At 60.2% G+C, this 11,535-nt stretch carries 12 protein-coding genes and 1 tRNA gene; 4 read left to right on the top strand and 9 right to left on the bottom strand.

Features of this window, described 5'->3' with window-relative positions; all coding sequences use genetic code 11:
• Window positions 1-724: 724 nt before the first annotated feature.
• The 3 genes from PXK07_RS11410 to PXK07_RS11420 all read right to left on the bottom strand — a co-directional run bounded on the left by PXK07_RS11410 (window position 725) and on the right by PXK07_RS11420 (window position 4,126).
• Window positions 725-1,768, bottom strand: coding sequence for a cytochrome-c peroxidase (locus PXK07_RS11410; protein WP_274848396.1), 1,044 nt, complete (start codon window positions 1,766-1,768; stop codon window positions 725-727).
• Between the two features lie 261 nt (window positions 1,769-2,029).
• Entirely contained in the window at window positions 2,030-2,926 is an 897-nt protein-coding gene (rpoH, locus tag PXK07_RS11415; RefSeq protein ID WP_274848397.1) for an RNA polymerase sigma factor RpoH, read from the bottom strand.
• Between the two features lie 165 nt (window positions 2,927-3,091).
• Window positions 3,092-4,126, bottom strand: coding sequence for an RluA family pseudouridine synthase (locus PXK07_RS11420; RefSeq protein ID WP_274848398.1), 1,035 nt, complete (start codon window positions 4,124-4,126; stop codon window positions 3,092-3,094).
• On the opposite strand from PXK07_RS11420, the gene PXK07_RS11425 reads away from it, so the two are divergent.
• Window positions 4,125-4,433 carry a DUF6476 family protein gene (locus PXK07_RS11425; protein ID WP_274848399.1) on the top strand — a complete coding sequence of 103 codons (309 nt, stop codon included), beginning with the start codon at window positions 4,125-4,127 and terminating at the stop codon, window positions 4,431-4,433. The two genes, PXK07_RS11420 and PXK07_RS11425, sit on opposite strands and share 2 nt — an antisense overlap.
• On the opposite strand, the gene PXK07_RS11430 is transcribed toward PXK07_RS11425, so the two are convergent.
• The gene (locus PXK07_RS11430) at window positions 4,419-4,814 is read right to left on the bottom strand and encodes a winged helix-turn-helix transcriptional regulator (RefSeq protein WP_274848401.1); all 396 of its coding nucleotides are present in this window, start codon (window positions 4,812-4,814) and stop codon (window positions 4,419-4,421) included. The genes PXK07_RS11425 and PXK07_RS11430 overlap by 15 nt on opposite strands.
• A gap of 96 nt (window positions 4,815-4,910) precedes the next feature.
• Between PXK07_RS11430 and PXK07_RS11435 the strand changes: the two genes are divergently transcribed.
• Window positions 4,911-5,840 carry a PLP-dependent cysteine synthase family protein gene (locus PXK07_RS11435; RefSeq protein ID WP_274848403.1) on the top strand — a complete coding sequence of 310 codons (930 nt, stop codon included), beginning with the start codon at window positions 4,911-4,913 and terminating at the stop codon, window positions 5,838-5,840.
• A gap of 33 nt (window positions 5,841-5,873) precedes the next feature.
• On the opposite strand, the gene PXK07_RS11440 is transcribed toward PXK07_RS11435, so the two are convergent.
• Window positions 5,874-5,950: transfer RNA gene (locus PXK07_RS11440), tRNA-His, on the bottom strand.
• A gap of 44 nt (window positions 5,951-5,994) precedes the next feature.
• On the bottom strand, window positions 5,995-6,477 hold the full coding sequence (locus PXK07_RS11445) for a GNAT family N-acetyltransferase (RefSeq protein ID WP_274848405.1): 483 nt from the start codon (window positions 6,475-6,477) through the stop codon (window positions 5,995-5,997).
• 102 nt (window positions 6,478-6,579) lie between these two features.
• On the opposite strand from PXK07_RS11445, the gene PXK07_RS11450 reads away from it, so the two are divergent.
• Window positions 6,580-6,768 carry a DUF6324 family protein gene (locus PXK07_RS11450; protein WP_274848407.1) on the top strand — a complete coding sequence of 63 codons (189 nt, stop codon included), beginning with the start codon at window positions 6,580-6,582 and terminating at the stop codon, window positions 6,766-6,768.
• Between the two features lie 93 nt (window positions 6,769-6,861).
• Here PXK07_RS11450 and PXK07_RS11455 read toward each other — a convergent pair whose 3' ends face one another.
• From PXK07_RS11455 to lepA, 3 genes are all read right to left on the bottom strand, one after another.
• Entirely contained in the window at window positions 6,862-7,350 is a 489-nt protein-coding gene (locus tag PXK07_RS11455; protein ID WP_274848408.1) for an MmcB family DNA repair protein, read from the bottom strand.
• Window positions 7,351-7,651: 301 nt separating this feature from the next.
• Window positions 7,652-8,668 carry a hypothetical protein gene (locus tag PXK07_RS11460; protein ID WP_274848409.1) on the bottom strand — a complete coding sequence of 339 codons (1,017 nt, stop codon included), beginning with the start codon at window positions 8,666-8,668 and terminating at the stop codon, window positions 7,652-7,654.
• A gap of 67 nt (window positions 8,669-8,735) precedes the next feature.
• Entirely contained in the window at window positions 8,736-10,535 is a 1,800-nt protein-coding gene (gene lepA / locus PXK07_RS11465; RefSeq protein WP_274848410.1) for a translation elongation factor 4, read from the bottom strand.
• A gap of 493 nt (window positions 10,536-11,028) precedes the next feature.
• On the opposite strand from lepA, the gene PXK07_RS11470 reads away from it, so the two are divergent.
• Complete coding sequence (locus PXK07_RS11470; RefSeq protein WP_274848411.1) at window positions 11,029-11,337, top strand: hypothetical protein; 309 nt, start codon at window positions 11,029-11,031, stop codon at window positions 11,335-11,337.
• Window positions 11,338-11,535: the final 198 nt, after the last annotated feature.

An 11,535-nucleotide genomic window follows, 5' to 3' on the forward strand; every position in this document is an offset into this window, starting at 1 on the left:
CTGGCCTGATGCTGGCCTGTTCCGTGATTGCCCCGATCATCATCCCTGACAAAACAAGTTAGCTACACATTCCCGACTAAACTACTCAACTATTTGAAATTAAACGTTTTTCTTGACGACCCTCAGGGCACGGGCTATCAAGGGTCCAAGATCTGCAGCACGCCAGAATCACAGGCAGCACGCAGCCAGCTACTCCAGCAAGGACGCCTCAGCGGCTCCCAGCCAGACAGCCAGCACCGCCAGCCACCCGCATTCGAGCCAGCCACTCTTCTGCAAGATCCCGCCAGCGCAGCCTGCCAGCCCGATATTGCCAGCCTTCAGCACGCATTCGCCCGCCAGCTTTGTGCCAGCTCAGCCTGCCAGCCCGACGCAAGCCACTTGTCAGAGCGCCGATCCATGACGGGATCCGGTCGTCACAGCACGCCAGCCATCGCGCCAGCCCCATGCTGTCTTCTGGGTCCCGCGTGCATGACCTGATTGCCCGGCAACCGGGAGGAGGCCGGGCCACGCCCTCTCCGGTGCCACTGAGTTTCCGCAGATCCCCGCAAGATCAGCCCCCTGCCCCGGAAGCCCTGCTCCCGGCCTGCAGGCCACGGGAAGCGTTTAGGTGAACGGACCACTTTGACCCAAGCGCCACCGGCAAACCATCGACACGAGGAAAAGCGGCGCAGGTCAGACACCCGCGCCGCCAAATGCTTGTCCCGAAAAACGGCTCTGCTGACGGTTATTCCACTTCGCCGGTCGGACGTGGGGTACTGGCTGTTTCCGCAGGCAGGACGGGATAGGTGATTTCCGGCAGATCCCCGGTCAGCGACCCCAGGAAGGCCACGATCTTGTCGGCCTCTGCATCACTCAACTCCTCGCCCAGCTGGCTTTCCCCCATGATCTGCACCGCGACCTTCAGATCCCAGACCTTGCCCGAATGGAAATAGGGCGCCGTCTGATCGATATTGCGCAGCGGCGAGGCGCGGAACACATATTCATCATCCACGGTATCGGTCACCGCAAAGCGGCCCTTGTCGCCTTCGGGCAGGATATCCGCGCCCGGCTTTTCGATCAGGCCAAAGGGATAGTAATTGTGCCCGCCCACGTTGACGCCATTGTGGCAGGAGGAGCAACCCTTGTCCATGAACAGCTCGAGCCCGGCCAGCTGATCGGCATTGAGCGCATTGTCATCGCCATTGAGCCAGGCATCAAAGGGTGCCGGTGTGATCAGCGTCGCCTCAAAGGCCTCGATCGCCTTGGCGAAATTGTCAAAGGTGACCGGCTCCTCTTCCTCCGGGAAGGAGGATTTGAACCAGCTCACATATTGCGGCATGGAGTTCAGCGTCGCGATCACGTTGTCTGGCGTATTGGCCATCTCGACACTGGCCTGCACCGGCCCCTTGGCCTGCGCCGCCAGGTCGGGCGCGCGCCCATCCCAGAACTGCGCCTCATTGAACACCGCATTCAGCGCCGTGGGCGAGTTGCGCGGCCCCTTTTGCCAGCCGTGGCCGATCGAGGTCGGCATATTGTCATCGCCCCCCGTCGCCAGATTGTGGCAGGAATTACACGAAAACACACCGGAGGCGGACATGCGCGGATCAAAGAACAGCGCCTTGCCGAGATCGATTTTCTCTGGTGTCACCGGGTTGTTGTCCAAGGCGGGAATGGTGGACGGCAAGGGTTTGAACTCATCCAATGCATTTTCACGCAAATCCGAGGCAATCGCCGCCTGACCAAGTAACACACCAACGGAAGTAGAAATGAACAGTCTTGCTAGTTTCATACTGGCCTCCCAGCCGAAATGGGATCTTGAGCCGCGCGCCCCCTACGGCCCCTTGATAGGGAAGAGTCCAAATGGTGGTCTTTGATCTAGAACAATTCTAAAACACGATCCAAAAAATATTCTGATCCCGGAATGCGTTTCCAGGCCCGCATGGCCGAACACCTTGTCGGCCGGGGGCGGGACCTCGCCCATAAAACGTGACCTCACGCAAAAAAGGGCCGCCCCTGCGGGCAGCCCCTGTGGTTTCGACTATTGGCCCTTTCAGGCGCTGGTCAGCATGCCCTTGGCAGAGGCCAGTTCACGCATCTTGTGCTGCAGCTTTTCGAATGCACGCACTTCGATCTGGCGGATACGTTCGCGGCTGACGTCATATTGCGTGCTCAGCTCTTCCAGCGTTACCGCCTTGTCGGCCAGACGGCGCTGGGTCAGGATGTCCTTTTCCCGGTCATTCAGAACCTCAAGCGCCTGTGCCAGCAGTTCGCGCCGGGCTTCCAGCTCGTCACGGGCCTCGTAGTCGCCAGCCTGGTCGGCGTCCTCGTCCTCCAGCCAGTCCTGCCACTGCATGGTGCCTTCGCCCTCGCTGCCGACCGTGGCATTGAGCGAGGCATCCCCGCCGGACATGCGCCGGTTCATCGAGATCACCTCATCCTCGGTCACGCCAAGATCGGTTGCGATCTTCTTGACGTTGTCGGGATGCAGGTCGCCCTCTTCCAGGGCGCCGATCTTGGCCTTGGCCTTGCGCAGGTTGAAGAAGAGTTTCTTCTGCCCCGAGGTGGTGCCCAGTTTCACTAGGCTCCACGAGCGCAGGATGTATTCCTGGATCGAGGCGCGGATCCACCACATGGCATAGGTTGCCAGGCGAAAGCCTTTTTCCGGGTCAAACCGTTTCACCGCCTGCATCAGGCCCACGTTGGCTTCGGAAATCAACTCGGCCTGGGGCAGGCCGTAGCCGCGGTAGCCCATGGCGATTTTGGCCGCCAGACGCAGGTGAGAGGTGACCATCTTATGCGCCGCCTCGGTATCCTGTTCCTCGACCCAGCGTTTGGCCAGCATGTATTCCTCTTCCGGCTCCAAGAGCGGAAACTTACGGATTTCCTGCATGTAGCGGTTCAGGCCACCTTCCGGAGTCGGTGCAGGCAGGTTCGCATAATTCGCCATTCGGTCTGCCCCCCCCAATGTTTAAGGACTTAACATCAGCGTCGTTGTGGATCGAATATGGGAAGGGTTTCTGCCCTTTTCAACCCCCGCCGATAATCCCACCTTATTCCAAAGGGCAAATGACCGTCTGTAACCTTGATCACAGGGCGCACAAAAGCCGCCGGATCAGGCGCGCGGGCTGCGCAGCGCCTCCAGCAGATCCTGCATGTCCTGCGGCAGGGGCGCCTCGAACCGCATGTCCTCGCCGCTGACCGGGTGGACAAAACCCAGGACCGCCGCATGCAGCGCCTGGCGCGGAAAGGTCTGCACCGCTGCGATGGCTGCCTCGCTCAGGGCCTTCAACGGCAGCTTGCGCTTGCCGCCGTAGGTCGGATCACCAATCAGCCCGTGACCTGCATGGGCCATATGCACCCGGATCTGATGGGTGCGCCCGGTTTCCAGCCAGCATTCGATCAGGGCCGCCACCGGAGGCGCACCGAAGGGTTCGACAATCCGCGCCCGCGTCACCGCGTGGCGCCCGCCATGGAACAGGACCGCTTGGCGCTGACGGTCGGTCTTGTGACGCGCCAGCTGCGTGGTCAGCTTCAGGATATTGCCCGGCTCGAAACTGGCGCCCTTCACCCCGCGCAGACGCGGATCGTTGGCATCCGGCACCCCGTAGCAAACCGCACGGTAATAGCGTTCCACCGTGTGGCGTTCGAACTGCGCCGCCAGCCCCTGATGGGCGGCGTCGGATTTGGCCACCACCAGAAGACCCGAGGTTTCCTTGTCGATCCGGTGCACGATACCGGGGCGCTTCACCCCGCCCACGCCCGAAAGGTTCTCACCGCAGTGATGCATCAGCGCATTGACCAGCGTCCCCGAGGGCGTGCCCGGCGCCGGGTGCACCACCATGCCCGCCGGTTTATTGATGACGATCAGGTCGTCATCCTCATAGATCACCTCCAGCGGGATTTCCTCGGGTCCGATATGGCTGTCGCTGGCTTCCTCGACCGTGACGGCAATCACCGCGCCTTCCTCCACCCGCGCCTTAGGATCGCGTGTCACCACGCCATCCACGGTCAGGGCCCCTTCGTCGATCAGCCGCGCCAGCCGGGTGCGCGACAGGGTCGCCTCCTCTGGCACATCGCGCGAAACCGCTTTATCAAGGCGCTTAGGCGGGTTTTCCGCGATGACGAACTCTATCCGGCGGCGCTCCATGACAGATCCTTCCCAGCCCGAATTGCAAGACGAGCCGCCGCAGCTGAAGTTCCTGCGTCGACTGGTCACCACGCTGACCGTGGTGATGATTGGCGGGCTTGTAGTGGTTATCGCCCTGCTTGTCATCCGCTTGTCTGCCGCCCCCGTCATTCCCGGCCTGCCCGAGCATATCGCCCTGCCCGAGGGCGCCGAACCTCAGGCGGTGACCTTTGGCGATGGCTGGGTCGCGCTGGTCACCACGGACAACCAGATCCTGGTCTTTGATGCGAAAAGCGGCGCCCTGCGTCAGAGCCTAACGCTCGACTGATCTTGGCGACACCGTGCGACCGGCAACAGGATCATAAAGACCGCCCCCCAAGGTCTCATGCCCCCATTGCATGATCTGCAGCAGGACCGGCTCCAGCGCCCGCCCCCGCTCCGTCAGGACATAGCGATAGCGAACCGGGCGCTCCTGATAGGCCTCCTTGGTGACCAGGCCCCAGTCCACCAGGCGTTTCAGCCGCTGTGACAGTTGATTGGAGGGCATCCGCTCCGCACTGGTCTGCAGCTCCTGAAAGGTATGTTTGCCGTGCCACATCAGATCCCGCACGATCAGCAGCGTCCAGCGATCGCCCAAAATCTCCATCGTGCGCGCGATCGAGCAGCGCGACCTGAAGTCATATGTGTCTGATAGACTGCCTGCCGACATCCAAAATCTCCTTGCGCCCCACATAGTGACTTTCGTTTTGAAATTCACTAGCCAATAGTCACTTTCGATTCGAAAGTCATTATCAGGAGTATGATCATGCGCGCCATCGGCAACACCCCCCTTATCAAGCTCAATCACCTCACCACGCCCGATTGCGCCGAGGTCTATGTGAAATGGGAGGGCGCCAACCCCACCGGCAGCATGAAGGACCGCATGGCGCTGTCGATGATCGAAGGGGCCGAGCAGCGGGGGGACCTACGCCCGGGGGGCCGCGTGGTGGAATATACCGGCGGCAGCACCGGCAGCTCGCTCGCCATGGTCTGTGCCACCCGCGGCTACAGGGCGCATTTTGTCTCTTCCAACGGATTTTCCGAGGAAAAACTGCAAACCATGCGGGCCTTTGGCGCCGAGGTCGAGATCATCCACGCCAAGGATGGCATCCTGACGGCCAATGTCATTGACCGCATGATTGCCCGCGCCAGGGAGCTGGCGGGCGAAGAAGGCACCTTCTGGCCCGATCAGGTCAACAACCTCGACAACAAGCGCGGCTATCACGCCATGGCGCGCGAGATACTCGCAGAACTGGACGGGCCGGTGGACGAATTCGTCATGGCTGCGGGCGGCGGTGGCTGCATCTCGGGCAATGCGGAGGTCCTGAAAGACGCCGATCCGAATACGCGAATCATCGCGATAGAGCCGGACCAGGTGCGCAATGTCTCGGGCGGTGACACCTCCGGCACCCACAGGCTGGAAGGGATCGGCCTGTCCTTTGTGCCCAGTATCATGCGCCGGGACCTGATCGATGAGGTGATCCCGGTGACCGACGCTGAAGCCTATCACGGCGCCCGCCAACTGGCTGAAAAGGAAGGGCTGATCGGCGGTGTCACCTCGGGCGCCAATATCCACGCGGCGCTGGAGCGCGCCCGCGCCCTTGGTCCCAGCAAACGCCTTGTCACCGTGGTGATCGACACCGGCCTGCGCTACCTGAACGGCGATCTCTATCGCCAGGACGGCCCAATCGCCTGAACTGGTGGGGCATTTTCACGGAGTTAGGAGAGATGGTACCGCCTCCCTGGCTTGAACAGGGGACCTCTGGATCCACAATCCAGCGCTCTAACCAACTGAGCTAAGGCGGCACTGGGGGGCGATTTAGCCTGTCCGATACCCGAGCGCAAGGGGGTTAAAGCACACATTTCCAGCTTTGTTCGATCAAATCCTGCCCGAAGGAATGCACGGGCTTGCTGTCTGCCAGTTCCCAGCCGAAAGCCGCGTATAGGGCACAGGCCGCCTCGTGGCTTTCATGGGTCCAAAGAGTCATGTCGGTGTAGCCGCAGTCACGCGCGAACTGCATGCAGGTCTGCAGCAGGCGCTTGCCCAGCCCCTTGCCGCGCGCCTCGGGCGTCAGCAGGAACAGGCGCAGCTTGGCGGTGGTGTCACTCACGCGCACGCAGAAGATCGAGCCCAGCCGCTGGCCGTCCTCCTCGGCGATCCAGCCGCGCTCGCAGGTCGGATCATGCGCGGCGCAGAACTCCGCCAGGATCTCTGCCACCAGCGGGCCAAAGGTATCGTCAAAGCCTTCATCCTGCGCGTATAGCGTCTGGTGGCGCTCCACCAGCCACGCACTGTCTTCAGGTTCGAATCGGCGCAAAATCACTTCGGTCATGACCCACCTCACCACGAAGCGCGCTTGCCTTTCAACAGGCAGCGGGCTAGCAGGGATCCCCAGACAGGACTGGCGTCAATAGACCGCACGAAGGAGGCTGCGATGGGTATCAACAGCGAACGCGATATCGAGGCGAACATGCAGATCGGCCCGACCGACCAGGGCATGGTGCGCATCTATATCGAGGCCGATGGCGTCGAGATCCCGATGGATTTCGAACCCGAAGAGGCCGAGGAAATCGCCGACGAGATCCGCGCCGCCGCCCAGGCCGCCCGCAGCGTCGCTGGCTAAGCACGCCCGCACCGCGTCAGCGGTGCCACGCCCAAGGCCGCCAGGGGCGCCCGGCCCTGCCGGGGGCCGCGCGGGCGCGGGAGTGCCCCCGCCCTAGTCTTCGCCCTCCTCGGATCCGGCCAGAATACCCTCTTGGCCAAAGCGCGGATCCCGCAGGGACTGCAACCGCCGTGCCGCATCCATGGCCAGCTTGTGGGTCATCTTCTTGCGCCTGGCTGCGGCCAGCATCTCTTCCGGCCCCATGCGCACGATTTCGCCATAGTAGGCATCGGCAATGATCAGCCCGGTTTCATCGGGCAGGATCTCCACCGGGAACTCGGTATCCACCGCCCAGAAATAGCGGTCGCACCAGTCCAGATAGCCCTGCCACTTGCTGTCGGCCTGGAAATCGGCGCGGCTGGATTTGCACTCCACCACCCAGATCTCTCCCTTCGGCCCCAGCGCCATCAGATCGACGCGCAGGCCCCGTGTTGGCACGAATTCCTCGACCGAGACAAACCCCAGTGAGCGCAAATACCGCGCCACGCCACGGGCCAGCCTTTGCCCCGCCTGAAACCCTGTCAAGTCGTGATCCTCTGCCATGCACCAGATGTGAACAATTCAGGAACAAAATGCAAGTCTGCCTGCCCCCGAAAAACTCTAGCCAGTTGCCCCTTGCTCCGGCCCGCGGGGCACACTACCTAAGGGATCGGCGGGTTCTGCCCTTCTCGTGACAGGTAGCATTCCAGTGGCCTTAAGCAATTCCGAGGGAGCTGGCTCTGTTCGGATCCTGGTCCGTTTACCTGGCGCCCACCTGTACATACAGGTCCTCGGGAATCAAAACCGCACGGTTGCCTGGTGGTCCCGCCACTTTTCCATCTTTGAGCTATTCTTTGAAAACCTGTTAGATAGTGCCGGTCTGTAGGAACGCTTCAACACTGGCAAAACAAACGCTCTTCACACCAATACGCTCTTTGACCCGCTTTGCGAGCGTTGAAATGCCCCGAATACTATCGTCGATTTTGCCCTCATCAGAAAGGTCGATCGACATCGACACCAATGTTCCCTCTATATTGCAGCTGAACTCTTCCAAAGAGCCAGACTGGATCAAGAGTGCATTTCGATCTGACGCCAGGAAGAAATGCCCCAACTCACCAAAAAGCCTGTGTGCAAAGAATAGCCCGTAGCCCGCGTTGTCCCATAATGATTTTTGATGAGATTTCTTTTTCTTGTGCCGCCAAGCTTTCGAGGAAATCCCAGGCATGAGACTGTAGAGCAGCGCTTCGCGACCATCTTCAGGCTTGGTGTACTTGCTTTCTGATAGAGATTTCTCAACTCCGATCCCCCGATCAGCAATGCAAATCTCGACGACATCTCTTCGCTTCCAATACTGAGCGCAAAAGACAGCGGCATCGGCTTCGCCATGCTCAAACGTGTTACGGAAAATCTCACAAAACGAACGCGCCAAAACGGACTGAAGTTCCTCTCCCTTACCTTGCGACACAATTTTAGCAATATCTTCGCAACGTTCCTGGATAGCGTCACCAATTTCAAATCCCATTTCCTCTGACCGAACGCGAAGTTCTTCACGTATCATCGCACTCATAGGGATGTAGGTTTCACCTCCGAATGCTCCTTGAGGGTAGGGTTTTCCTTTGAGGTTTAGGGCATCCGAAAACCCCAAATTGTTTGCGTAATCATGTCGATTAAGCCCGTGATAAACAATTTTCTCAGATGAGTTACTTCGGCCTCTTCGATTGCAGACTTTCGCAAGAGCCACCAACGCAGTTGGTGTAAAAAACCGAACGGGCGAAGTATCAATCTGCAGCCCGTCGGACACCCCGAGAAGTTCAAGTTCCTCCGAAAACTTTGCGAGCGACTGAGGAGTGCACTCCCGAGGGAAAGAAATATCAAATAACATCAGAATGATCCCGAGAAATGCCAAGCAATAGCACCTCGGGACACTCAATCATTCTCAGCAGCCCTGATCAACTATCCATCTTCAGCGCCGAGATGAAGGCTTCCTGCGGGATGTCGACCTTGCCGAACTGGCGCATCTTCTTCTTGCCCGCTTTCTGCTTTTCCAGAAGCTTGCGCTTCCGGGTGGCGTCGCCGCCGTAGCATTTCGCGGTCACGTCCTTGCGCAAGGCCGACAGGGTTTCCCGCGCGATCACCTTGCCGCCGATGGCCGCCTGGATCGGGATCTTGAACATGTGGCGCGGGATCAGGTCTTTGAGCTTTTCGCACATGGCGCGGCCGCGCATTTCAGCGCGGTCCCGGTGCACCATCATCGACAGCGCGTCCACGGGCTCGTCATTCACCAGCACCGACATCTTCACCAGATTGTCCTCGCGGTAGCCGGTCAGGTGATAGTCAAAGGAGGCATAGCCCTTGGTCACCGATTTCAGACGGTCGTAGAAGTCAAAGACCACCTCGTTCAGCGGCAGATCGTAGACCACCATGGCGCGGGTGCCGGCATAGGTCAGATCCTCCTGAATGCCGCGGCGGTCCTGGCAAAGCTTCAGCACATCGCCAAGGTATTCGTCGGGCACAAGGATCGTCGCCTTGATGCGCGGTTCCTCGATATGGTCCACCTTCGACATGTCGGGCATGTCGGCGGGGTTGTGCAGGTCGATCTGCTCGCCGTCTTTCATGTAGACGTGATAGATCACGCTTGGCGCGGTGGTGATCAGCTCGATATTGTATTCGCGTTCGATCCGGTCGCGGATCACCTCCAAGTGCAAGAGGCCGAGGAAGCCACAGCGGAAGCCAAAGCCCAGCGCCGCCGAGGTCTCCATCTCGAAAGAGAAAGACGCATCGTTCAGGGCCAGCTTGTCGATGGCATCGCGCAGGTCTTCGAATTCGGCGCTGTCCACCGGGAAGAGACCACAGAAGACCACCGGCTGCGCCGGTTTGAAGCCCGGCAGAGCGACCTCGCAACCGTTCCGGTCATTGGTGATGGTGTCACCGACGCGGGTATCGCGCACCTGCTTGATCGATGCGGTGAGGAAGCCGATCTCGCCCGGGCCGAGTTCGTCCACCACCTGCATCGCCGGGCGGAAGACGCCGATCCGGTCCACATGGTGCAGGGTGTCATTCGACATGAACTTGACCCGCATGCCTTTTTTCAGCACGCCGTCCATGATGCGCACCAGGACGATCACGCCGAGGTAGGCATCATACCAGCTGTCCACCAGCATCGCCTTCAAGGGCGCATCGCGGGTGCCTTCGGGCGCGGGCAGCAGCTTGACGATGGACTCGAGCGTCTCATGGATGCCCTGCCCTGTCTTCGCCGAGACCTGAATGGCCTCGCTTGCATCGATGCCGATCACATCCTCGATCTGCTCGGCCACGCGATCACAGTCAGAGGCAGGCAGGTCGATCTTGTTCAGCACCGGCACGATCTCGTGATCCGCCTCGATCGCCTGATAGACATTCGCCAGCGTCTGCGCCTCGACCCCTTGCGTGCTATCCACCACCAAGAGCGAGCCCTCAACCGCGCGCATGGAGCGGGAGACTTCATAGGCAAAGTCCACGTGGCCGGGGGTGTCGATGAGATTGAGAACATAGGTCTCCCCATCGTCAGCCTTGTAATCAATGCGGACGGTGTTGGCCTTGATGGTGATGCCGCGCTCGCGCTCGATATCCATCGAGTCCAGGAGCTGCTCTTTCATATCCCGCGACTGCACCGTGCCGGTCTCCTGGATGAGCCGGTCAGCGAGGGTGGATTTGCCATGGTCGATATGGGCGACGATGGAGAAATTGCGGATCTTGGAGAGCTCTGTCATGGTTTGGGGATATGGTTCGGATTTTGAGTTTGGTCAAGCGGGCGCGTGCGGCCGTTGAGCGATATTTTTAAGGACGAGGAGCGGGAGAGGCACAATTGCCGCAGAATGAACGCGGAGAGCGAAGTCTTCGACCTTCCTGGGGGGTATGGCACTTCTCAGCCGCCTTTGGCAAAAGTCAGGATATGGGCGGTTTCCGGCGACGAGTTGAGCGCCCGCGCGCTATGAAAACAGAGGCTCCTGCCCAACATCATCAGCTGCACAAATGACATTCGGACGCGGCTCGTGCGCGAAGGCGCGCCACAGACGCAGGTCGAAACCTCCCTCCACCCACGGACGCGTCCGGGCAAGACCCTATCCGCAGAGCCTGTGGCAGATTCCCGCGCATTCTTCATCTCTGCTTAACCACGATTGAAAGCTTGCGCCCCCTGCGGCATAGTCCCGTGCAGCCGCCTGCCAGCGGTGCTTCATGAAATCAGCGGACAGGACATATCCCATGCGCCTTGTGACCTCTTTCCTATGTGCAGCCGCCCTGTGGGCCGTTAATGTGCCCGCTGTCCAGGCCGGGGCGATTGAACAAGCCTGCCGCAACTCGGAACGCGCCTATCAGAAGGCCGGTCTGTGCAGCTGCATCCAGAAGGTCGCCAACAAGAGCCTGACCCGCGCCGAACGCTCTACCGTGTCGAAATGGTTTGCCAATCCCCACCAGGCACAGGTAGTCCGCCAATCCGACCGGCGCCAGGACGAACAGCTGTGGGAACGTTACAAGGCCTTTGGCGAAACCGCCGCCCGCGCCTGCGGCTAGGGTCAGACAGCCCCCCTTCCGCTGACCTCCCTGCGCCCCGTGATCACATTTTCGTGACTCATGCGGTCTTTGCCCATGTTTCGCGCCATTTTGACTAAACGATACCGTTGAAGGCCAACCCATCGGCGCGTGCTGCTTTTTTCGCCAGGTAAGCTGTTTGACAGGGTACGGGGAAAAACGAAACAATCGCCCCCTTGA

This window comes from Phaeobacter sp. QD34_24, from assembly GCF_028890115.1.
GTDB lineage: Bacteria > Pseudomonadota > Alphaproteobacteria > Rhodobacterales > Rhodobacteraceae > Phycobacter.